Annotated in this window: 19 protein-coding genes and 1 pseudogene; 2 read left to right on the top strand and 18 right to left on the bottom strand. The window is 64.3% G+C overall.

Features of this window, described 5'->3' with window-relative positions; translation table 11 throughout:
* Positions 1-36: 36 nt before the first annotated feature.
* The 8 genes from AC07UC_RS28755 to AC07UC_RS28720 all read right to left on the bottom strand — a co-directional run bounded on the left by AC07UC_RS28755 (position 37) and on the right by AC07UC_RS28720 (position 7,595).
* Positions 37-1,005, bottom strand: coding sequence for an ABC transporter permease (locus tag AC07UC_RS28755; protein WP_494908205.1), 969 nt, complete (start codon positions 1,003-1,005; stop codon positions 37-39).
* Position 1,006: 1 nt separating this feature from the next.
* Positions 1,007-1,957: an ABC transporter permease gene (locus AC07UC_RS28750; protein WP_494908204.1), complete on the bottom strand. Its 951-nt coding sequence runs from the start codon at positions 1,955-1,957 to the stop codon at positions 1,007-1,009.
* On the bottom strand, positions 1,954-2,712 hold the full coding sequence (locus tag AC07UC_RS28745) for an ATP-binding cassette domain-containing protein (RefSeq protein ID WP_494908203.1): 759 nt from the start codon (positions 2,710-2,712) through the stop codon (positions 1,954-1,956). Before AC07UC_RS28745 ends, AC07UC_RS28750 begins: the two co-directional genes overlap by 4 nt.
* Positions 2,705-3,442 (bottom strand): ATP-binding cassette domain-containing protein, encoded by a 738-nt coding sequence (locus tag AC07UC_RS28740; RefSeq protein WP_494908202.1) that lies wholly within the window; start codon positions 3,440-3,442, stop codon positions 2,705-2,707. The genes AC07UC_RS28745 and AC07UC_RS28740 overlap by 8 nt, the downstream gene beginning before the upstream one ends.
* A 66-nt stretch (positions 3,443-3,508) precedes the next feature.
* The gene (locus tag AC07UC_RS28735; RefSeq protein WP_494908201.1) at positions 3,509-4,696 is read right to left on the bottom strand and encodes an ABC transporter substrate-binding protein; all 1,188 of its coding nucleotides are present in this window, start codon (positions 4,694-4,696) and stop codon (positions 3,509-3,511) included.
* Positions 4,697-4,720: 24 nt separating this feature from the next.
* The gene (locus AC07UC_RS28730; protein WP_494909002.1) at positions 4,721-5,866 is read right to left on the bottom strand and encodes a type 2 periplasmic-binding domain-containing protein; all 1,146 of its coding nucleotides are present in this window, start codon (positions 5,864-5,866) and stop codon (positions 4,721-4,723) included.
* 14 nt (positions 5,867-5,880) lie between these two features.
* Complete coding sequence (locus tag AC07UC_RS28725; RefSeq protein ID WP_494908200.1) at positions 5,881-7,041, bottom strand: CaiB/BaiF CoA transferase family protein; 1,161 nt, start codon at positions 7,039-7,041, stop codon at positions 5,881-5,883.
* 2 nt (positions 7,042-7,043) lie between these two features.
* Positions 7,044-7,595 (bottom strand): MaoC family dehydratase, encoded by a 552-nt coding sequence (locus tag AC07UC_RS28720; RefSeq protein ID WP_140769394.1) that lies wholly within the window; start codon positions 7,593-7,595, stop codon positions 7,044-7,046.
* Positions 7,596-7,793: 198 nt separating this feature from the next.
* On the opposite strand from AC07UC_RS28720, the gene AC07UC_RS28715 reads away from it, so the two are divergent.
* Positions 7,794-8,891, top strand: coding sequence for a lactonase family protein (locus AC07UC_RS28715; protein WP_494908199.1), 1,098 nt, complete (start codon positions 7,794-7,796; stop codon positions 8,889-8,891).
* Between the two features lie 35 nt (positions 8,892-8,926).
* Here the strand turns inward: AC07UC_RS28715 and AC07UC_RS28710 are convergent, their stop codons facing one another.
* From AC07UC_RS28710 to AC07UC_RS28700, 3 genes and pseudogenes are all read right to left on the bottom strand, one after another.
* On the bottom strand, positions 8,927-9,913 hold the full coding sequence (locus AC07UC_RS28710; RefSeq protein WP_494908198.1) for a Tim44 domain-containing protein: 987 nt from the start codon (positions 9,911-9,913) through the stop codon (positions 8,927-8,929).
* A gap of 75 nt (positions 9,914-9,988) precedes the next feature.
* Positions 9,989-10,288 (bottom strand): TFIIB-type zinc ribbon-containing protein, encoded by a 300-nt coding sequence (locus AC07UC_RS28705; RefSeq protein WP_140769388.1) that lies wholly within the window; start codon positions 10,286-10,288, stop codon positions 9,989-9,991.
* A 229-nt stretch (positions 10,289-10,517) separates the two neighbouring features.
* A pseudogene (locus AC07UC_RS28700) lies at positions 10,518-11,506 on the bottom strand (zinc-dependent alcohol dehydrogenase family protein).
* 102 nt (positions 11,507-11,608) lie between these two features.
* On the opposite strand from AC07UC_RS28700, the gene AC07UC_RS28695 reads away from it, so the two are divergent.
* The gene (locus tag AC07UC_RS28695) at positions 11,609-12,511 is read left to right on the top strand and encodes a LysR family transcriptional regulator (protein ID WP_494908196.1); all 903 of its coding nucleotides are present in this window, start codon (positions 11,609-11,611) and stop codon (positions 12,509-12,511) included.
* Between the two features lie 20 nt (positions 12,512-12,531).
* Here the strand turns inward: AC07UC_RS28695 and AC07UC_RS28690 are convergent, their stop codons facing one another.
* The 7 genes from AC07UC_RS28690 to AC07UC_RS28660 all read right to left on the bottom strand — a co-directional run bounded on the left by AC07UC_RS28690 (position 12,532) and on the right by AC07UC_RS28660 (position 21,268).
* Positions 12,532-14,559, bottom strand: a complete 2,028-nt coding sequence (locus tag AC07UC_RS28690; protein ID WP_494908195.1) for a CocE/NonD family hydrolase — start codon at positions 14,557-14,559, stop codon at positions 12,532-12,534.
* A 44-nt stretch (positions 14,560-14,603) separates the two neighbouring features.
* On the bottom strand, positions 14,604-15,581 hold the full coding sequence (locus AC07UC_RS28685; protein WP_494908194.1) for an ABC transporter ATP-binding protein: 978 nt from the start codon (positions 15,579-15,581) through the stop codon (positions 14,604-14,606).
* A complete protein-coding gene (locus tag AC07UC_RS28680) occupies positions 15,578-16,561 on the bottom strand; it encodes an ABC transporter ATP-binding protein (protein WP_494908193.1) in 984 nt (327 codons plus the stop codon). Before AC07UC_RS28680 ends, AC07UC_RS28685 begins: the two co-directional genes overlap by 4 nt.
* A complete protein-coding gene (locus AC07UC_RS28675; RefSeq protein WP_494908192.1) occupies positions 16,558-17,448 on the bottom strand; it encodes an ABC transporter permease in 891 nt (296 codons plus the stop codon). Before AC07UC_RS28675 ends, AC07UC_RS28680 begins: the two co-directional genes overlap by 4 nt.
* Positions 17,426-18,373: an ABC transporter permease gene (locus AC07UC_RS28670; protein WP_494908191.1), complete on the bottom strand. Its 948-nt coding sequence runs from the start codon at positions 18,371-18,373 to the stop codon at positions 17,426-17,428. Before AC07UC_RS28670 ends, AC07UC_RS28675 begins: the two co-directional genes overlap by 23 nt.
* A gap of 52 nt (positions 18,374-18,425) precedes the next feature.
* Entirely contained in the window at positions 18,426-19,985 is a 1,560-nt protein-coding gene (locus AC07UC_RS28665) for an ABC transporter substrate-binding protein (RefSeq protein WP_140769377.1), read from the bottom strand.
* A 290-nt stretch (positions 19,986-20,275) separates the two neighbouring features.
* Positions 20,276-21,268, bottom strand: coding sequence for a dipeptidase (locus AC07UC_RS28660; RefSeq protein ID WP_494908190.1), 993 nt, complete (start codon positions 21,266-21,268; stop codon positions 20,276-20,278).
* Between the last annotated feature and the right edge of the window lie 14 nt (positions 21,269-21,282).

Raw genomic sequence — 21,282 nt, 5'->3', positions numbered from 1 at the left:
TTTCCGTCCGGAATTGCGTCAAACAAACAATCGCCTTCAGATCGTCGTCGAGACGTGCCGCTCGCGGCCATAGAGCGAGACCAGCAGCACGATGATGAGACCCAGTGCGGCCTGCACCGCCGAGGGCTGAAAGCCGAGGCCGATCAGCAGCGTGTTGATCTCGGTCAGCACCAGCACGCCGGCTATGGTGCCGAGATAGCTGCCGCGGCCGCCGACAAGTGCGGCGCCGCCAACGACCACGGCCGCGATGGTCTGGAACAGATAGGGCTGGCCGACATCGCCATAGGCCGAGCCGGTGAAGCCGAGCAACAGCACGCCCGCGACGGCCGCGAAGAAGGCACTTGCCGCGTAGGTGATCATCCACATGCGAACCGGATCGATCAACGCCAACGGTGCCGCGCCCGGATTGCTGCCCAGCGCATAGAGCCGGCGCCCGTAGGGCGTCCGCTCCAGCACTAACACGACGAGTGCCGCCAGCACGATGAGGCTTGGCACCAGCCACGGCACCGGCAGCGGCCCGGCCGATCCGCCGATCGACACGAAGCTGGAAACCGATTGCGGTGCCGAGCCTGACGGGAAACCGGCTGTCCACAACAACACCAGCCCCTGCACCACCATGCCGATGCCGAGCGTGACGATGAGCGGCTGGATGTCGAGGCTGCGCGCGATCAGGCCGTTCAGGCCGCCGATCAGAATCGCCAATACGCCGACGAGGCCGCAGACCAGGACAAAATTCCAGCCATCGCCGTAGAGCTGCGCGGCCACGACATTGGCGAAGCCGATGACGAAGGGGATGGACAGGTCGATGCCGCCCATGATGACGACCAGTGTCTGTCCGATCGAGGCCACTGCGAGCAGCGAAGCGAGCACCAGCATGGCGCGCACCGCGAAAGGCGAGGAGTAGCCGGGAATGAGGACTGCACCTGCGAGGTGCAGGAGCGCCGCGACGCAGAAGGCGCCGACGACGCGGGCATTGGTGGTCGCGAACAGGTTTCGCCCGGTCATGTCAGCGTCCCCTCGTGGCAAGGCGTTCTTGCAGCGCCGTCAGCATCACGGCCAGAACCAGTATTGCGCCATAGGCGATCTGCAGCACGAAGGTGGAGACGTTGAACGTCGTCAGCACGCTTTGCAGCAGGAAGATGTCTATGGCACCGATCGCGGCACCGGCGACGCCGCCACGGCCGCCGGCCAGGCTGACGCCGCCAAGTGCTACGGCGGCGATGGCGATCAGCGTGTAGGTCGGCCCGATATTGGGATCGGCCGAACCGATCAACGCCGTCAGCATGAGCCCGGCACAGCCGCCGAGAATGCCGGTCATGACATAGGCGATGAAGCGCACGCGCGTGACATCGACGCCGGCGGTGTAGGCGGCGCGATCGTCACTGCCGACCGCCATCAGCTGGTCGTAGTAGGGCATGCGCCGCACCAGCCACCAGGCAAGGAACATCAACAGCAGCGGCAGCAGCGACCAAGGACCCGCCAACGCCTTGAGCCAGGCGGGCGCCGGGCCGATCGGCGCCGGCAGGATGGTCAGCGTCACACCGGTTAGGATCAGATAGGTGCCGAGCGTGGCGACGATCGGCTGGATGCGCACGACCGTCGCCAGGAAGCCGTTCGCCACGCCGACCAGCGCGCCGATGAGCAGGGCCGCCGGGACAAGCAGCAGCGGCGAGGAGATGCCGGCCTTGAGAAACAACAGCTGGATCACGACGGCATTGACGAACCCCATCAAGGGTCCGACCGAGATGTCTATGCCGCCACGCCCGGCGAGGATCACCGGCGTTGAGGCGATCGCCGCGCCGATCAGCGGCGCGGCCAGTCCGATGAGCGCGCCCCAGGACCCCGGTTGGAATCGTGCCGGGCTGAGGATGAGATTGACCGCAAGCAGGATGGCCAGCAGCACGACGGCGAAGCCGAGGCTTCGCCCAAGCGACAGGAGGCGCGCGACAGGGCTCATGCCGCGCGTCCGAACATGGCGGAAATCACGCTGTCTGTGGTCATCGCTTCACCGGTGATTTCGGCCGCGACCTCGTTTTCCCTGAACACCAGCACGCGATGGCACAGGAGAAGGATCTCCTCGATCTCGCTGGACAGGATGACCAGCCCCATGCCGTCGGTCGCCAGGCCGCGAAAGACGTCGTAGAGCACATGCCGCGTCGCCACGTCGACGCCGCGCGTCGGATCGTTGAGCAGCAGGATGGCCGGCTCCAGCGCCAGCGCCCGTGCCAGCAGCACCTTCTGCTGATTGCCGCCAGACAGCGTGGTGATCGGCGCATCGGGACGGGGCGCTGCGATCGACAGTTTTTCGCGGTAGATGTCGTAGCGCGCCTTGCGCGCCGCCGGGCTGATCAGGCCAAGGCGCGTGTCACGCGACAGGGTCGACACGGCGAAGTTGTCGAGCACCGACTGGGTGGGAAAAATGCCGTTCGCGCGCCGGTCGCGCGGCAGGTAGGCGACGCCGCTGGCGACCGCCTTGCGGAACCCGGTGATCGCTCGGCGGCCACCTGGCAAGGCAAGTTCAATCGTGCCGCCCAGTGATGGCGTCAGGCCGGCAAGCATCTTGAGGAACAATTCCTGGCCATGGCCGTCGAGGCCGGCAAGACCGACGATCTCGCCGGGAGCGATGGTTTGCGTTATCGCGCTGGCGCCGGGCGCGATGACGAGGCCGCGAATGGCGAGGCCGCGAAAGTCGGGAGCCGTTAGATCAGCCATGCGCCAGCTCCGCTGCCGTGCGTGGCGCCATCGCCTTGAGCAGCTCCGCCGGCGTCGAGGTGCCGCGCTCCTCGGTCCGAACCACGCCGCCGCCGCGCAGGATCGAGATGCGATCTGAGAGCGATATCACCTCATCCATGCGGTGGGTGATGAACAGGATAAGGCAGCCTTCGCCCGCAAGGGTGCGCATCAGTGAAAAGACGGATTCGCGGTCGGCGAAGTCGAGCGCCGCAGTCACCTCGTCGAGGATAAGGATTTTCGGGTTGCGCACGAGGGCGCGGGCAAGAACGACCAATTGCTGCGCGGCCAACGGCAACAGGCCGGCCGGTGTGTCGAGGGGGACCTTGGTGACGGCGAAGCGCTTCAATGCGGCTGCTGCCCGGTCGCGACGCTCGTTGCGCGGCACGGCACGCCGGATCAGCCCATCGAGGCCGAGCAGGATGTTGTCGGTCACGCTGCGGTCCGGTGCGATCAGCACCTCCTGGAACACCGTGGCAAAACCTTGCGCCTGGAAGGCCGAAGGCCTGGCGCCGGAAAACGGCTTGCCTTGCAGCATAATCGCGCCGCGGTCAGGCTGGACGATGCCGGACAACAGTTTCACCATCGTGCTCTTGCCTGAACCGTTCTCGCCCAGGATGGTGTGGATGGTCCCCGCCCGGAACGCGATCGAGGCGTCCGCGAGCGCGACCGTTTCGCCATAGCGTTTGGATATGGTTCTGATTTCAAGCATGCCGTGTTTCGAAGCTGGCAAGCCGGCTCCCCCAAGGAAGCCGGCTTGCTGGGTCTGTCCTAGCCGTCACTTGGCGCAGGCGTCGGGTACCTTTGAATAATCCCAGCCCTTGGTCGGCGCCGGGTTGGAGAAATAGGCGTCGAGCCATTCCTCCGGCATCGGATCCTTGGGCGGGATCGGGAAGATCGAGACGGCATCCGTCGTCATGCAGTCCTTGTACCATTGGCCGAGATCGGCGCTGTGCACCGGCGGGATCGGGATCAGCAGCGTGTTGAGCTTCGGCTTCTGGCCGTCGAGCATGCGCTCACCGACACGGAACAGGGTCTCGGCGGTCCAGTGCGGCAGCACGGCATGGCCTTCGAAGCGGTACTTGTCGGGGTTGGCTTTCCAATAGCCCAGCGCATCACCGGTGATTGAACCGGTGATCAGCGGCGCCGGCCGTCCTGCCTCGGCGAAGGCCTCGGCGACGACGCGGCTTTCGCTGCCGGTCGTCCACACCGCATCGATCGGTGCAGGGTTGGTGGCGATCGCCTGGAGAACCACCGTCTTGGTCACATTGGCCGTCCAGTTGCCGTTGACGTTGCGCGAAATCTTCAGCTTCGGATTTTCGGCCAGCGCCTTGTCGGCACCCTGGCGTTCCTGCACCACGATCGGGTGGCCGGCAATGCCTTCGACGAGCAGGATGCTGGCACCGTCCGGCTGAGCCTTGCCGATCGCGGTCATCATGTCATAGCCCCAGCGTGCATAGTTGGAATCGACGTTGATCGCGTTCGGGCTGGTCACCGAACCGGCGGCGGTGATGAACGGAATGCCGGCCTTGGCGGCGGCATCAATGGCGTCATCGAGTGCGGTAGCCGAGCCCGGGATCGAGGTGATGATCGAGCATTTCTTGTCGATGAAGGCACGGATCTGGTTGATCTGCTGGCTGGCATCGTTGTTGGAATCAGACACTTCGAAGCTCGATACCGTGCCATCGGCGATCAGCCCGTCGACGAGACGCTTCAGCTCCTTGGTCACCGTCACACGCCACGGATTGCCCTGGTAGGATTCCGAGTGGCACCATTTCCACGGCTTCGGCGGCGGGGTGAAATTGTCCCAGGCCGAAGGCAGTACCTTCTGCGGCGCGCCGTCATACTGCGCCTTGAGTTCGGTCGGCAGGCCGCCGATGACGCCTTGCACATCCTGGGCATGGGCAACGCTTGTTATGCATACAAAGGCGGTTGCGGCCATCAGGCCGCGCATCATGTTTTTCATTGTGTCTCCTCCGTTCGGTTTCGTTCAGGCTCCTCCACCGGCAGCGCCGGACACCTGTGCGGGGGAACTCTCCCCGAACAGGCGATTGAGATCGGCAACGACCTGGGCGGCTTTGTGCCCGGAAGTCATGCCGGAAAGGATGCGGTCGGACGCTGCCTGCTGGAACGCCATGTAGCCGTCATGGCGCGGCCGCACCCATGCGCCCTCGAGCGTCGCGCGTGTATCGCGATAGAAATTGCCGGTCGCGGCGTTGACGGTCTGGTCTTCCCAGCCAGCGGCATGGCCCGGCTGTCCGCCGGCGGCGGCATAGGGACCGCGCTGGACATCGCCGCTGGCGACCCAGTAGGCGAAATCGATCGCGGCTTCTTTTGCCTGGGAAAAGGCCGACACTGCTATGCCGGTGCCGCCCAGTGCAGAACCGACCGCGCCGTTGGAGCCGACGGCCGGGATGTCGGTGAAGGCCAGCCGGTGCGCGCGAAACCCTGATACCGCATAGGAGACATAGCCATAGATCAGCGGCGCGCAAACGATCTTGGAATTGGCCTCCGCCATACGTTCGGAAACCGCGATCGGGTCCATTTCGAAACAGGCCGGCTCGACCAGCGCGGCGATCTCGCGCATCGCTTCGAAAACTTGGGCGCCGGTCTCGATATCGATGAGATCGCGGGACGGATCGGTGGCGCAGGGGTGACCGAGATTGCCGGCAAGCGTGTAGAACACCATCAGCACATGCGGCGACCGCAATGGCAGAAGCACGCGGCCTTGCCGGGCGAGATCGAGCACCTCGCTCCAGCGCGCCGGCGGCGTATCGAGTGCGTCCGGCCGCCATGCCTGTATTTGTGTCGCCGCATCGATCGGGAAAGCCCATTGCTGCCCTTGCCAAGCGTAGCTCGGATAGGACTGGCCGACGCTGCCCGCGGCGAGCGCGGCACGCTCCGTCTCGCGACCTGCAACATCCAGCGGCGCGAGACAGCTTTCCGCCGTGATCTGGCCGACATGTGGATGGTCGATGACGATCAGATCATAGGCCCGTGCCAGTTCCTCGACCGGGAAGGATTCGAAATCCTGCAGCGAGCGCTTGTCCCATTCGATGGCGACGCCGGTTTTATGTTGCCAGAGAGACGAGCAGGCAACCATCGGATCATAGCCGCGCGGATGACTCCAGGTCATGCCCTTGAGCGTGGTCACAGGCCGAACTCCGCGCGGATCGCGGCGCTGTGTTCGCCGATGCGCGGCGCGGCGCGATCGACCTTGGCCCTGATGCCGTCGACCCTAAGCGGCGAACTGGTGGTGAGGATCGAGACATCGTCCTCGCGCGTCACCGTCTGCAGCATGTCGAGCGACTGAAATCCCTCGCTTGCCAGCATCTCCGGCCAGGTGAGCACCTTGGCGCACCAGATGTCGGCGGGCTCCAGAATGGCGAGCCACTCGTCGATGGTCTTGGTGGCAATCCTCTGCGCGATGATCGCCTTGATATCGTCGCGCGCGGTGAACCACGATGCCGGCCTGTCGCGATAAGGCGCCAACTCCTCAAGCGACAGAAGATCGGCCAGCTTGGGGATCGGCGTCATGGCGATGGCGAGATAGCCGTCCTCGGCAGGGTAGACGCCGTAGGGCGCCGAGAGATAGGCATGTGCGCTGCGGAAGCTCGAGCGTCGCGGCAAGCGGCGGCCGTCATTGAGATGCGTCGTCAGCACCTCGAACTGGAAGTCGACCAGCGCCTCGAGCAGGCTGGTTTCGATATGGCTGCCCTGGCCGGTGATGCCGCGCCGCACCAAGGCCGCCAGAATGCCCTGAGCGCAGGCAGCACCCGCCAGCATGTCGCCGATCGCGAGCCCGAACGGCACCGGTCCCTGATCCTCGTCGCCATTCAGCCACATCACGCCGGAGCGCGACTGCGCCAGCAGGTCCTGGCCGGGCCGCTTTACCCATGGACCCTCTTCGCCATAGCCGCTGATCGAGGCATAGACGAGCCTTGGATTGATCTTGCGGACTGCCTCATGATCTAAGCCGAGCCGTTCGATGACGCCTGGGCGGAAATTCTGGATCAGCACGTCGGCCTTGGCCAGGAGCCCGCGCAACGCCTTGAGATCGGCTTCGTTCTTGAGGTCGATGGCGAGACTTTCCTTGGCCCGGTTGATGGCGTGGAAGATGGTGGAATCGCCGCCGATCTCGGTGTCGCTGAGATAGAGTCGGCGCGACAGGTCGCCGCCGTCCGGACGCTCGATCTTGATGACGCGGGCGCCGAGATCGAGCAGCCGGAGCGAGCAATAGGGCCCGGACAGGAACTGGCTCATGTCGACGACGACGAGACCGGCGAGCGGCAATTCGGCTGCTGCCGGCATCATTATTTCTCCGTCTTGCCGACGAAGTCGGCGGGGTTGCGGTACTTCACCGTCTGCAGATGCTCGCAATACAGAACGAGCTCGCCTTCGCCCTTGAACACTTCGTAGCTGGCGCGGATCAGCCCCATCTCCTTGTAGCGGGGCTTCTTGTCGAGGTTGGAGCGTATCGAATAGATCGTGTCGCCAATGAAGACAGGCTTTATGAAGCGGAGCTTGTCATAGCCGTAGGAAAAGGCGTTGACGCAGTTGGTGGCGACCAGCCCGAGGCCCGCTGAAAAAACGAAAGCGCCGGCGATCAGCCGCTTGCCGAAAATGCCTTCGTTCTCGGCAAACATCTGGTCTTGCACGTAGGGGTGGATGTCGAGCACCAGCGTGTTGAACAGATGGCTGTCGCCCTCGGCCATCGTGCGCCGCAAGGAGCGGATTTTCTGCCCGACCGGCCAGTCTTCGTAGAACCAGTTCTCGGCATTCCACACCGGCAAGGCGGCGTGCTCCTCGGGCATGTTCTTCGGGTGCGTCGAGGCGACCCCGACGGTGGGGGCGAAGTCGGTCATGGCTGGCTCCGGCGGTCTCGCAAGAGGCTCCGGGCAACCGCTTGACTACCGCTGAAAGCGCGTGGTTGCACGACGTCTCCTCCCGTCAATCTTCTTTTGTAAATAGTATTTTCACATATGGGGTTGCGTTGCAAGCGAGGACAGGCGAAATTTTGGCCGGCCCCGCACGCCCAGGCGCAGGTGGGCAGGGAGGAAATCATGAGCAAGGATTGTCTGGTCTTCGTCGGCAGCCTGAACCGCGAGGCGCCCTATTTTCAGGGCGCGCGCGGCGTTGGGCTCGGCGTCTACAGCTTCGACGAAGCAACGCTGGAAATACGAAAACTGGCGGAGACCAACGACGTCGACAATCCGACCTTCTTGTCGGTGACGCCGGATGGTTCGCGCATCTACGCCAATTCGGAAGTATTCGCCTGGCGCGAGGGGACGGTTTCCGCCTATCGCTTCGACCGTGGTTCGAACACGCTCACCTATCTGAACAAGCAGCCATCGCTGGGCAGCATCACCGCTCACAACACCATCACCCGCGATGGGACCAAATTGCTGGTCGCCAATTACGGCATGGGGGAGGGCGGTCCGGATCGTGCGGTGGCGGTCTACGGCTTTGAGAAGGACGGCGCGTTGACGCCGCCGCTGGCCAGTGTTTCGCACAGGGGCAGTGGCCCGAATGCGGCGCGGCAGGAACGCTCGCACGCCCACAGCGTCACCGAAACCATTGCCGGCGGAACGGCCATCGTCGCCGATCTCGGCATCGACCGGCTGGTATCCTACCGGATCGGGCAGGATGGAAAGCTGACGAAGCTCACCGAGTCCGTCCTGACGCCGGGCGCGGGGCCTCGCCATCTCGCACTGCATCCGAACGGACGCTTCGTTTTGGTCATGAATGAGCTGGATTCGACCGTCGTGTCGATGGCGCTGGACGAAGCATCAGGCAAGCTCTCCATCATCGACGCCAAACCGGCGGTGCCGGCCGAGGCGCGCGACAGCAATCACTGCGCCGATATCCAGATCTCGCCGGATGGCTGTTTTGTCTACGGCTCCAACCGTGGTCACGACAGCGTAGTCATCATGGCTGTCGACCAGCAGACCGGCGCGCTGAGCCTCGTCGGCTATGCCTCTTGCGGGGGTGCCACGCCACGCAACCTGGCGCTGACGCCCTCCGGCAGCCATTTGTTCTCCGCCAACCAGAATGCCGACCGCATCTCGATCTTCGCGCGTGACGCGGCGAGCGGCATGCTGACCAACACCGGACGCGCCATAGAGATCGGCACGCCGATGTGCGTCAGGATCGTGCGCTGAACGTCCGCAACGACCTTCGGGTGAACTGGCCGGGCTCAGGCCTGCTGTATGGCCGAGAGCTTCCAGCTTGAGCCATTCTGACGCGTGAATGTCCACAGCTCGGTCGTCTCGGTCGGATGGCCCTCGTCACCCTCGACGACCTTGCCGCTGGCCCGTTCGCGCATCACGTCGCGAGACTCGTAGCGCAGCGCGGCCGTGGCATAGTCGCGGTCATCCTCGCGCCAGCTTTCGGCGATGTCGGCCTGCAGCAAGGTGATGTCGGACACCTCGTTCCTGAGACCTTTCTGGGCGTTGTCGGCCAGTTCTTCCGAGAGATAGGATACCATCTCAGGTGTCGTCGCCCGGCGCAGGGCGGCATGGTCTTCGCGCCCGAATGCTTCCTGGACGTCGGTCAGCAACTGCTGGAACGCATCAAGGTCGCTCTGAGCCAGTGTGATCTCCTCGGAGACAGCAGCGGCCGGAGAGCCTCCGCCCGAACCGCCACCAAAGCCGGGGATTGAGAACGAGCCCGCCGTCTGCTGTCCCGTTGCGCGGTTCTCAAATCGCGACGCCTGGACACCGCCGGCACCCGCGAGCGCCGGCGCCGGGCCGCGCGCGGATTGCGAGCGGAAGAAGCGGATGGCCAGCATGATCGCGCCACCGATGAGCAGGGCCTGTAGCAGGAAGCCGAACATGCCGGCCAGACCGCCGAAGCCTTGGCCCAAGAGCAGCCCGATCAGGCCGCCGATCAGCAGGCCGCGCATCATCGTTCCGCCGAAGCCGCTCATGAAGCCGGGTCTCTGCGGGCCGGCCTGCGGCTGCCGGGCGGCAGAATTCACACCGGTGTTGGGCGTCATCGAACGCTCGACCGGAGCGGTCGGCGCCGGAGCGGTCCTGGTCGGCGGTGCCGACTGGAACGTGCGCGTGCCGCGACTGCCGAAACTGCCGCCGCGCCGTGCCTCCGCATGATCGATCGCGACCATGGAGAATGCGAGAAGCAGTCCGGCAAACAGGGTTGCAAATCGGCTGGTGCGAGACATCATCGGAAATGAACCTTTATCGATGTGGTTTTAGAAATTTTCAGCAAGCGTCGGCCCGGGCACCGGAGCGACATCCGGTCAATCGAACAATTCTTCGAAGAATGATTTCTTCCGCTTGGGATAACGGTGACCCTGCGAACGCGAATAATCATCATCGCGGCCATGGCCTTGCTGCGGCTGCGAGAAGGCTGCCGGCTGTGGCTGCGGCGCGGGCGACGCCTCCCTGCCGGAACGCTCGATGATCTTGTCGAGTTCGCCTCGATCAAGCCAGACGCCGCGGCACTGCGGACAGTAGTCGATTTCGATACCCTGGCGTTCGCTCATTGTGAGCGCGACGCGGCAGGAGGGGCAAACCAGACCAAGGAGGGAAGACGTCATACGGGGCTCCAAACCGAAGGATTGAGCCCGCTTGACCTAAAAGGATGGAAACGGGCCCATTAAAGCGGTCCGACATCACGGTCACCATTGGCGACAGTCAGAGGGGCCCGGCCCGCACCGGATAGTTAGGAATGCGGAGCCGCGCCTTCAAGGGCGATAGTGCCGGCAGGGGCTGATTTGTTTGCCGTTGCTCAGACGGTCACCACGATCTCAGATCGTCACTACGATCTCAGATCGTCACTACGATCTTCCCGAACTGGTCGTTCGATTCGAGATAGCGGTGCGCTTCGACGATCTGGTCAAAGGCAAAGCTCCGGTCGATGATCGGTTTCAGCGTGCCGGTCTCCAGGCCGTCGAGGATGAACGCCTTTGCTGCCTCCAATTTCGTCGGGTCGCCGGTGATCTCGTGGACGAGGTAGCCACGCAGCGTCAGCGTCTTGCCCAGCACGGCAGCCAGGGGAAACGGCGTCGGCTCGCTGCTAAGGCCGCCATATTCGATCAGAATGCCTCCCTTTGACATCGCTGCCGTCAGCGGCCCGAAGATCGGGCCGCCGACTGCATCCAGCACGACTCGAACGCCTTTCGCTCCCACGATCGCGTTCAGCCGTGCGGTGAGATCCTCTTCGGCCAGGATCACGACTTCAGCCGCTCCGGCGTCGAGCAAGGCTTGTTTCTTCGTCGATGTCCGCGTCACCGCAATCGCCGTTGCGCCAACCTTGTTGGCGATCTGGATGGCGGCAAGCCCGACGCTGCTCGACGCCGCTGTGATAACGACGGCATCCCCACTGCCAAGTTTGGCAATGTCGATCAGCGCGCCATAGGCGGTGAGATATTGCATCCAGACCGCCGCCGCCCCTTTCCAGTCAAGCGACGGTGGGTGCTTGACGAGCTGCGCGGCGGGATAGGTGACCAATTCGCCATAAGCCGGCCAGCGCACCATCGACTGTGGAGGGATGGCGCTGACAGCGTCGCCCGGGACGAAATCCTTCACGCCTTCGCCCACTGTTTCGACAACCCCCGCCGCTTCAAGGCCAAGCCCGGAGGGCAGGGCAGCGGTCTCGACATAGGTGCCGGCGCGCAGCAGCGCCTCGGCGCGATTGATGCCGAGTGCCTTGACGCGGATTTGAACCTCGCCAGGGCCCGGTGACGGGGGGCGATATCCTCGATGCGCAGGACTTCGGGACCGCCATGCTGGTGGAAGCGGACGATACGTGCCATTCGGGTTACTCCAAATTATCTGAACCGAATGAGCTATGCGGATAAAGGTTTCATGGATAAATGGGCGTAGGGATAAAGCAGTAGAAACCGAAGGTTTCGAATATGGATCGGCTTGAGAGCATGGCCGTCTTCGTCAAGGCGGCCGACCTTGGCTCGTTCGCGGCTGCCGCGGTCGCGCTCGACCTGTCCGGACCTATGGTGGGCAAGCATGTCCGCTTTCTCGAAGAACGGCTGGGTGTGCGCCTCATCAACCGCACCACGCGCCGTCAGAGCCTGACGGATTTCGGCCGCGCCTATTATGAACGCTGCCGGGTCGTATTGGCCGAGGCGGAAGCCGCCGATGCGCTGGCTGCCGACCAACTCTCCGAACCGCGCGGAAAACTGCGCGTCACCATGCCGGCGCATTTCGGTCGCCACTGCGTCACCCCCGTGCTGCTGCAACTGGCACGGCAATATCCGATGCTGGAACTCGACCTGTCGCTCAGCGACCGCTTCGCCGATCTTGCCGAGGACGGCTACGATCTCGCCATCCGGACCGGCGATCTGGACGACAAGGCCGGCGTCATCGCGCGCCGCGTCGCGCGCCAGGGCATGATCGTTTGCGCGGCGCCCTCCTATCTGCAACGCCATGGCGAACCGCGGCGGGTCGAGGACCTCGCCGATCATCATGCAATCGTCTATCGCCGGCTTGGCCAGGTCGTTCAGCCCTGGCTGTTTGCGCGTGAAGGGCAGACAGCGCGGGAGATCGTGCCCAGCGGCCGGCTGCGGCTCGACGATCTCGATGCCATCGCCGATGCTGCTGTCGAAGGCATGGGGCTGGCGTGGCTGCCCTGGTGGTTGGTTCGCGAGCGCATTCGGGCCGGTGCGCTCGTGGCGCTGTTTCCAGATCAGCCGCGCTATCCCTACGACTGCCACGCCCTTTGGCTGCGGACGCCGCATCTGCCGCTCAAGGTGCGGCTCGCCGTCGATGCGCTGGCGGCCGCCTTGCCGAAACTGATGGCGTGATCGCGAGCCGCGCCGGGCCCTCAGTTGAGGTCGCGCGGATACTCCTTGACCTCGCTTCGGTCGACGACCACCTCGTTGCGATCATGCGCGGTGATGTGGGTCTCGATCCGCCAGACATCGCGCAGCGCGCGCACCGTCGCCTTGACCGAAACACGCGCTTGCCAGTCGCCCCTGCCGTAGGATTTCTCCCATGTACAGGTGCCGACCGCCGTGTTCGGATCGTCGGGGTGGATGGTGAAGCGATCGACATGCCTTGCCGAAAGGGTCATTCCCGTATGCGGGTGCCGCACCGTGCCGCCGTCATTGATCACTTGGTAGACGGTCTCGCCGGTGACCTGGTCGGTCGACACCGAGCGCTGGAAGCCGTCGCCCTTGGCCAGCACCTCCTGCTCCATCGGGCTGGCGCTCTCCGGGCCGAGAAATGCTCCCAGCGTGTCGTCCAGCTTCTGCGCTGCGCGCACCGGCAGGATCAGCCGGCTGTCGCCGCAATGGATCGACAGCGTCGCCTGTTCGGCCGTCGGGAAGACGATCGGCCAGTGCGACGTCGCCAGCGCCAGCCGGATGCGCTCGCCGGCCTCGAAACGCTGCCCGCAGCAGCGCAGCTTGATGCGCACCGTCTCCGCTTGCCCTGGCACCAGCGGCTCGATCTCCAGGTCGCCGTTGCGATGGCTGAGGTTGAGGATACCGTAGCTGACACGTGAGGCCGCACCGTCCGCGAACACCTGCGACAGGGTGGCGGAGAGGAGCGCGACCGGTTTGTCTGAGGCGAGCTTGACCTCGAATTCGGGGAAGCCGAGGATCTCGACGGCTTCGGTCAACGGCGCTGTCTCGAAGATCAGGGCGTTGCCTTCCTCGGTCCGCTGGTCGACCGGCAAGGTCGGCATGACGCCGTAGCCACACCAGGCGCCTGAAGACAGGCCGGCCGTCTGTGGCGATGAAATCTCCAGGATCGCGTTATCGCCCCTGGCCTCGCTCAGCACATGGGGTGCAAGGTTCAGCACCTTTTGCCCGACGCCCGGTCCCGGCCAGGACGGCTCGGCCACCCAGCGGCCGGGCCGCTCATCATAGATCGCGGCCGGCCGCGCCGGATCCTGGATCCAGGCGCGCAGCATCGGCTCGTCGGCAATGCCGGTGTCGATCCCCTTCAGATACTGGTCCCACCAGCGCAGGCATTCCTGCAGGAAGCCCATGCGCGGGCCGGGCATGGCGAAGTGGGGATATTTGTGCCCCCAGGGGCCGATCAGGCCCTTGCGGGGGCCGGGCAGGTTTTCCAGCATGCGGAAGATCGGGTTGGGATAGCCGTCGGCCCAGCCGCCGACGGCATAGACCGGGATTTCAACATCGGCATAGTCCTCGCAGATCGAGCCATGCTTGTAGAAATCGTCGCGGCGCTGGTGTTCGAACCAGTCCTGCATCCATATGCCGTTGCCGTTCAGCCGCTGCTCCCAGAGATCGCGCCAGCGGTCGCCGACGATCAGCGGATCAGGTGGCGTCATGGCGATCGCCCAGGCAGTCGTTCCCCACATCAGATTGTCGCACATCATGGCGCCGCCGAGGTAATGCACATCGTCATTGTAGCGGTCGTCGGTCGAGCACAGCGAGATGACAGCCTTCAGCGCCGGCGGGCGCCGGGCGGCGACCTGCAGCCCGTTGAAGCCGCCCCAGCTGATGCCGATCATGCCGACGCTGCCCGAGCACCAGGGTTGCCGGGCCAACCATTCGATCACCGCCAGGCAGTCGTCCTGTTCCTGCTTCAGATACTCGCCCTTGCACAGCCCTTCGCTGTCGCCCGAGCCGCGCATGTCGACACGCACGCCTGCATAGCCGTGCCCGGCGAAATAGGGATGCGTCAGCGCATCGCGTTCCACCGTTCCGTCGCGCTTGCGATAGGGCAGGTATTCAAGGATCGCCGGCACCGGATCGGCGTCGGCATCTTCCGGCAGCCAGACGCGCGCCGCCAGCTTGACGCCGTCCGGCATCGGAATCCACAGGTTCTCGATCTCGCGCACCTTGCGCGGAAAATCGGTGATGACGCGGATATCTTGCATGGCGGCTCCTCTCGACGCCCCGGCCATATGTGCCGAGGCTGTCCTTATGTGTTCAGCGGGAAATGGCAGGTCAGACGGCTGTCGCCTACAGCGGCCGGGATAGGGGCATCGACCGCGCAACGGTCCTGTGCTTGCGGGCAGCGTGTATGGAATTCACAGCCCTTGGGCCGCGCCAGCAGCGACGGTACGTCCGCCGGCAACGTGATGCGCTGGTGCATCCTGTCGGGATCGGGCTCCGGATTGGCCGATAGAAGGGCCGCCGTATAGGGATGATGCGGCGCGCGGAAGATCGCTTCGGTCTCGCCCTGCTCGACGAAGCGGCCGAGATACATGACCGCCATGCGGTCGGCGATCTGGCGCACGACATGCAGATTGTGGGTGATGATCAGCATCGACAGGCCCATGCGGTCGCGCAGATCGTTGAGCAGGTTCAGCACCTCGCCCTGTACGGAAACGTCGAGGCCGGCCGTCGGCTCGTCGGCAACCACCAGCACGGGATCGAGCGCGATCGCCCGCGCGACGCCGACGCGGCGTGCCTGGCCGCCGGACAGCTGGTGCGGATAGCGGTCGGCGAACTCGCGCGGCAGCCCGACCAGCGTCAGAAGTCGCGTGACCTCGGCGTTGAGATCACGGTTGGAGAGCCCATGGATGACGAAGGGCTCCGACAGCAGCGACCGCACGCTGAGCCGTGGCGACAGTGACCCGATCGGATCCTGGAACATCATCGGCATGCGCCGCCGCACCGGCTTCATCGCGGCGTTGGAGAGACCCTGCAACTCCTGTCCTTCGAACAGGATCGTGCCCGATTTGACGGGCTGAAGACCATTGATCGTGCGTGCAAGAGTGGTCTTGCCGGAGCCGGATTCGCCGACCAGCGCGAAAGTGGTGCCGCGCTGCAGGTTGAAGCTGACACCGGAGACCGCCTCGATCTCCGTGGCGCGGCCAGCCAGCCTGGCGGTCAGCCCGCCGACCCGGAACGAGACGCGTAAATCGCTGACGCGGAGCAGGTCGTCGGAGCTCATGCGCTCATCACCCCCAGGGGAACGTCCGCGTGCCAGCATCGGGCGATGTGAGATCCGCCAAGTGGAGCGTTGGGAGGTGTCGTCAGGCATTGCGCATCGGCGCGGTCGCAACGCGGCTGGAAGACGCAGCCGCTCGGCCGCCGGCGCAGATCCGGCAAGGTTCCGGCGATGGTCGGCAGGCGGGCGACCCGTTGCGACAGCCGCGCCGGATCGCAGGCGAGCAGCTTTTGCGTATAGGGATGACGCGCATCATGGAAGATCTCGCGGGTCGTGCCGCTCTCCACCACTTCGCCGGCATACATGACGATCATCTCGTCGCAGAGTTCGGCGATAACCCCCAGGTGATGCGAGATGAAAAGCACCGAGCAGCCGATCTCGCGCTGCAGGTCCTTGAGCAGCTCGATAGTGGCCACCTCCAGCGTCGCGTCGAGCGCGGTGGTCGGCTCGTCGGCAATCAGCAGCGCCGGTTCCATCATCAGCGCCATGGCGATGGCGATGCGCTGCTTCATGCCGCCGGAGAATTCGTGCGGAAACTGCGCCAGCCGGCTTTCCGGATCGGGAATGCGGACCTTGCGCAGCATGGCGACCGAGCGCGCGTCCTTGTCCCGCTTCGACAGGCCTGAGCGATACTGGATATCACGCATCTGCCGTCCCACCGAAAGCACGGGATTGAGCGCGCCCATCGGATCCTGGAACACGGTGGCGATCCTGCGGCCACGCAGCCCGCGCATCGCGGTCGGGTCAAGCCGGGTGAGGTCCTTGTCGCCTTCGAAGACGATCTCGCCCGACGAGATCTCGCCATTGTCGGCGAGCAGGCCGAGTATGGCGTTGATCAGCGTCGACTTCCCGCAGCCGGATTCGCCGACCACGCCGACGCTGCGGTTGGAGGGCACGGAAAGGCTGACGTCTTTCAGCGCCTCCAGCCGGCCGCTCTCGGTGTGGAAGGCAACGCTGAGATTCTTGACCGCGAGAACCGTCATGACCGCCCCTTCAGCCGGGGATCGAAGAGATCGCGCAAGGTCTCGCCGAAGAAGGTGAAGCCGAGCGTGGTCAGCACGATCGGCAGGCCGCCGGCGATCACGATCCAGTAGGAATCACGGATGTTGGCGAAGCCGTCATTGAGGATTGCGCCCCAGCTCGGTGTCGGCGGCCGCACGCCAAGCCCGAGGAAGCTCATGCCGGCCTCGATCGCCACCACCACGGGGATGTCCATCGACACCAGGATCAGGATCGGGCCGATAATGTTGGGCAGGATATGGACGCGCAGGATGCGGCCGGCGCTTGCGCCCATCGAGCGTGCCGCCATGACATGTTCGGCGGATTTGAGCACCAGCGTCTGGGTGCGGATGATGCGCGCATAGCCCGGTACGTTGACCAGCATCACCACCAGCACCACCGCGTAAAGCGAGGGGCCGAACAGGGTGACCAGCGTCAGCGCCAGCATGACGGTCGGGAAACTCTTCACCGCGTCGAAGACGAGCAGCAGCACATTGTCGAGCCATCGCGGGCCATAGCCGGCGATCAGGCCCAGCACCACGCCGACAATCAGCGACACCAGGGTTGAGCCCAGCGCGATCATCAGCGCGACGCGTCCGCCGTAGAGAACCCGGGTGAAGAGATCGCGGCCGAGATGGTCGGTGCCGAGCAGGTGCAGAAGGCTGGGCGAGGCGAAGCGCTCGGCCGGCGAAATCTTGCTCGGCGTATAGCTGGTCAGGACACTGGCGAACACAGCCGAAAGCACCACCACCGCCACCAGCGTCAGGCCGATGGCGCCGAGCGGCTCGCGCATGATGCGGCGCAGGGTGCGCCACACGCCGCCGAGGCGGCTGCCGCGAAAGGACAGCTCAGTTGAAACTTGATCTGACACGGGGATCCAATAGGCCGACCAGTATGTCTGCCGCTACGTTGACGAGGACGAAGAAGACCGTGGTGACCAGCACGGCTCCGGAGACAATGGGGTAGTTGCGCACCGAAATCGCTTCATAGACCAGCTTGCCGATGCCAGGGCGGGCAAAGACGATTTCGGCGAAGACCGAAGACGACAGCATATGGCCGATGCCGACGCCGAGCAGGGTGATGGTCGGCAGCACGGCGATGCGCAGCGCGTAGGTGTAGATGATGCGGTGTTCCGGCAGGCCGAAGGCGCGCGCCGTGCGGATATGGCTGGCCTCGAGCGTCTCCAGCATCGAGGCGCGAACCATGCGCGAGATATAGCCGATCCAGCCAAGGCCGACCGCTAATGACGGCAGGATGAGATGCTGAAGCTGGCTGGCGAGGTTTCCGGGGTCGCCGGCTCCGATTGCCGGCAGCCATTGCAGGGCAACGGCAAAGACCAGTAGCGAATAGATGGCGACGACGAAGGACGGCACCGCGATCATCGCCACCGACAATACGCCGATCACTTGGTCGACGACGCCGCCGCGCCGCACCGCCGCGATACAGCCAAGCGGAATGCCGAGCGCCACCGACCAGGTGATGCCGCCGATGATGAGCGCCAGCGTGAACGGCAGTTGCTCCATCACCACGTTCAGCACCGGCCGGTCGGACAAGACTTCCGTGCCGAGATCGCCATGCAAGGCCGACCCATAGAAGTTCACGAATTGCCGCCAGACGGGCTGATCCAGGCCCATGCGCTCGCGCAACGCCTCCTTCATCTCCGGCGTCGCGCGTGGTCCCAGCGCGACCGAGGCCGGGTCGCCGGGGATGAGGTAAACCATGGCGAACATCATCATCAGCGCGAAGCTGATGATGATGGCGCCCAGCCACAGACGCTTGAGAGCGTAGCGGATCATGTCATTACCCGTCGGAACGTCTCCGGCGGGGGCAAGCCCCCGCGGGTCGATGTCATGCCGGTTTGAAATCGGTGAACACTGGTTCACCGTTCGGCTTCAGGCCGGCCACGACCGAGTCGCGATACATGACGCCGGTGACTTCGTGGGTGAGGAAGACGTAGTTGCCGTTTTCCTCCATCAGGTCCTGCAGCTTCTTGTAGATGACATCGCGCTTGGCCGGATCGAGTTCGACCATGCCCTCGGCATTGAGCTTGTCGAATTCCTCGCTGGAGAAACGCTCCCAGTTCCAGACGCCGATCTGGTCGCGTGTGAACCACGCGGTGGCCCAGCTTGGATCCGGCTGCATGGAGAAGCGGCTGATGACCATCTGCAGCTTCTTCCAGTAGTCGCCTTCCTTGGCGCCGAGCGTCCAGAAGGTGCCGCTGTCGTTCTGCTTGATCTCGACGTTGAGGCCGACATCCTGCAGGTTCGACTGGACCACCTGAGCGGCGGTGAGGCGCTCGGTCTTGTTGAGGATGTCGAGCGTGATCGTGGTGCCGGCGAGCCCCTCCTTGGCGATCATGTCGCGGGCGCGGTCCGGATCGTAGTCGAAGAGGTTCTTCTCGCGGTGGCCGGGCAGGCCGGGCGCGATGATGCCGGTCGCGGTGGCGGCCGCGCCGAAATAGGCGGCATCGACGACGGCCTTGCGGTCCACGGCATATTGCACCGCGCGGCGCATGTTCGGATTGTTGAACGGCGCGACATCCTGGTTCATGCCCAGCCAGACAAAGGCCAGCGACGGCTTCTCGACGACCTTGGTCTTCGGTGGCGGCGTCTGTTTCAGCCGCGAGATCGAGGAGACCGCGGTCCAGGTGTAGTCGAGATCGCCGGCCTCGTAGCCGAGTTCGCCCGTCTTCTCGTCCTCGATCGGATGGATGTGGATTTCGGCAAAGCCGCCCGGCTCGTACTTCCAGTCAGGGTTGCGCACCAGCACGGTGCGCTGCTTGGGCAGCCATTCCTTCAGTATGTAGGGGCCTGACTGCGCAACCGGCTTGACGCCCAACTTGCCGCCGAGTTCGGTGATGGCTTTCTTGGACAGGATGGTCCCGGACGGCGTCGGCAAGGTGGATGTCCACAGTGGGGCGAAGGCCTGCTTGAGATGGATGATGCCAGAGAGCTTGTCCTTGACCTCGACTTCCTTGAGCGTCGCCCAGTCGCCGGAATAGGGGCTCTTGTTGGCCGGGTCGGCGATGCGCTCGATCGAGAATTTGACGTCCTCCGCCGTCATCTGGCCATAGCCGTCGGTGAAGCCGATATTGTCGCGCAGTTTGAAGGCGACGGTCAGCGGGTCGAGCTGTGTGATCGTCTCCGCCGCCATCGGCCGCCAGCCCCAGCTCTCGCCAGGCGTGGTGACGACGAGCCCGGCGAAAATGACGCTGGTGATATCGCCTTCGGGCGCGGCCAGCCGGAAGCAGGGGTCGAGCGTCTGGATGTCGGCGTATGAGCGCACCTTCAGGATCGGACCATCGGCCGACCAGGAGATTTTCGGATTGACCATCGAGGCAAGACCAAAGGCTCCGGCTCCAGCCAGCAGGCCGCGTCGCGAAATCCTGGTGTCGGTAAAAATGGACATGCTCTACCCCTCTGCTGTTTTAATTGTCGTGCTTGATCTGCTGGCTTTTTCGAACCGCGCCGAATTTATCGGTCAGCTAAAACTGCTAGGGATAGACATGTATGTCTAGCGAAAATTTTGCTGGCATGTTCGAATCTTGGATATGGCCGGTCTTGCGCAAAATCCCGATATCCGATCCGCCCCTGCCGGCACTCCGGCGGGGGCGAAATGCCATCGGCCCACCCCGGGCAGGCTGGCCCGCCGGTCGGCGGAAGCTGGATCAAAAGCCGAAGCGCGGCCCGCGTTCTCGCCTACTTCCAGATCTCGCTCGCGAGCCGCATGAAATTGCCGCCCATGACGTCGCGCACTGCCTGCTCCGATTGGCCACGGCGCAGCAGCACCTCGGCCAGTTCGCGCATCTGGCCCGGGGCCGAGTAGGTCGTGGCACCCTCCGGATATTCGTTCTTGGGCCAGAATTGCGGGTTGTCGGAGATGATGCGGTCGATGCCCTTGACGTCGACCGGGAAGGCGTAGTCCAGCCCGATGCCGACATGGCGCGGGCCGATCAGATCGACGAGGTACTCGATATGGTCGGCCAGCCTCTCCGAATCCGTCCGGCCTTCGCCGAGGAAACGATTGAGCCCGACGATTGCGACAATGCCGCCAGTGCGTGCGCAGGCCTTGATCTGATCGTCGGTGATGTTGCGGCCGTGGCCGCAAAGCGCCTTGGGGTTGGAGTGCGAGAAGATGACCGGCCGGTTGGAATACTCCATGACCTCCATCGAAGTGCGGTAGCCGGTATGTGTGACGTCGACAAACATGCCGAGACGGTTCATCTCGTCGATGACCTCGCGGCCGAACGCCGTCAGGCTGGTCTCGACATCGTGGCAGCCGCCGCCGGCCAGATTGTTCCTGTTGTACGCAAACAGGATCTGGCGCACGCCGAGCTGGTGGTAGAACTCCACCATCTCGATGCGGCCGTCGAGCGCGTTCATGCCCTCTATGTCGAAGGTGATCGCGAGTTTGCCCTCGGCCTTGGCCTTGCGGATTTCCGTGACCGAGGAGACCAGCGTGTAGTGCTGGGAATTGGAAAGGATCCAGTGGCGGAAATTCGCCAGCGTCCTGACAGTCTGCTCCCAGGGCAACAAATCGAAGCCGACGTCGATCGACAGATAGTCGATGCCGGCATCGCGCCAGATCTGCAGATTGTTCAGGTCCGCCGCCGGATCCGGCATGAAGCCGGAATGCGCGTCCCAAATGATTTCACTGTCAAAAATTGCCCGGGCGGCATTCGAAACGGTCACTTTTTCCTCGCTCT

It is taken from the genome of Mesorhizobium sp. GW821-FHT04C10, from assembly GCF_059420305.1.
Note: the sequence above shows the minus strand (reverse complement) of the source record. Positions and strands in the feature narration are given on the sequence as shown.

Excerpts from the sequence above, each read along its gene's own strand:
- AC07UC_RS28695 (WP_494908196.1), top strand. The coding sequence starts at position 11,609 with ATGGATCGGCTTGAGAGCATGGCCGTCTTCGTCAAGGCGGCCGACCTT.
- AC07UC_RS28705 (WP_140769388.1), bottom strand. The coding sequence starts at position 10,288 with ATGACGTCTTCCCTCCTTGGTCTGGTTTGCCCCTCCTGCCGCGTCGCG.
- AC07UC_RS28690 (WP_494908195.1), bottom strand. The coding sequence starts at position 14,559 with ATGCAAGATATCCGCGTCATCACCGATTTTCCGCGCAAGGTGCGCGAG.
- AC07UC_RS28745 (WP_494908203.1), bottom strand. The coding sequence starts at position 2,712 with ATGGCTGATCTAACGGCTCCCGACTTTCGCGGCCTCGCCATTCGCGGC.
- AC07UC_RS28665 (WP_140769377.1), bottom strand. The coding sequence starts at position 19,985 with ATGTCCATTTTTACCGACACCAGGATTTCGCGACGCGGCCTGCTGGCT.
- AC07UC_RS28750 (WP_494908204.1), bottom strand. The coding sequence starts at position 1,957 with ATGAGCCCTGTCGCGCGCCTCCTGTCGCTTGGGCGAAGCCTCGGCTTC.
- AC07UC_RS28725 (WP_494908200.1), bottom strand. The coding sequence starts at position 7,041 with ATGCCGGCAGCAGCCGAATTGCCGCTCGCCGGTCTCGTCGTCGTCGAC.
- AC07UC_RS28720 (WP_140769394.1), bottom strand. The coding sequence starts at position 7,595 with ATGACCGACTTCGCCCCCACCGTCGGGGTCGCCTCGACGCACCCGAAG.
- AC07UC_RS28715 (WP_494908199.1), top strand. The coding sequence starts at position 7,794 with ATGAGCAAGGATTGTCTGGTCTTCGTCGGCAGCCTGAACCGCGAGGCG.
- AC07UC_RS28680 (WP_494908193.1), bottom strand. The coding sequence starts at position 16,561 with ATGACGGTTCTCGCGGTCAAGAATCTCAGCGTTGCCTTCCACACCGAG.
- AC07UC_RS28710 (WP_494908198.1), bottom strand. The coding sequence starts at position 9,913 with ATGATGTCTCGCACCAGCCGATTTGCAACCCTGTTTGCCGGACTGCTT.
- AC07UC_RS28730 (WP_494909002.1), bottom strand. The coding sequence starts at position 5,866 with ATGACCTGGAGTCATCCGCGCGGCTATGATCCGATGGTTGCCTGCTCG.
- AC07UC_RS28670 (WP_494908191.1), bottom strand. The coding sequence starts at position 18,373 with ATGATCCGCTACGCTCTCAAGCGTCTGTGGCTGGGCGCCATCATCATC.
- AC07UC_RS28740 (WP_494908202.1), bottom strand. The coding sequence starts at position 3,442 with ATGCTTGAAATCAGAACCATATCCAAACGCTATGGCGAAACGGTCGCG.
- AC07UC_RS28755 (WP_494908205.1), bottom strand. The coding sequence starts at position 1,005 with ATGACCGGGCGAAACCTGTTCGCGACCACCAATGCCCGCGTCGTCGGC.
- AC07UC_RS28685 (WP_494908194.1), bottom strand. The coding sequence starts at position 15,581 with ATGAGCTCCGACGACCTGCTCCGCGTCAGCGATTTACGCGTCTCGTTC.
- AC07UC_RS28735 (WP_494908201.1), bottom strand. The coding sequence starts at position 4,696 with ATGAAAAACATGATGCGCGGCCTGATGGCCGCAACCGCCTTTGTATGC.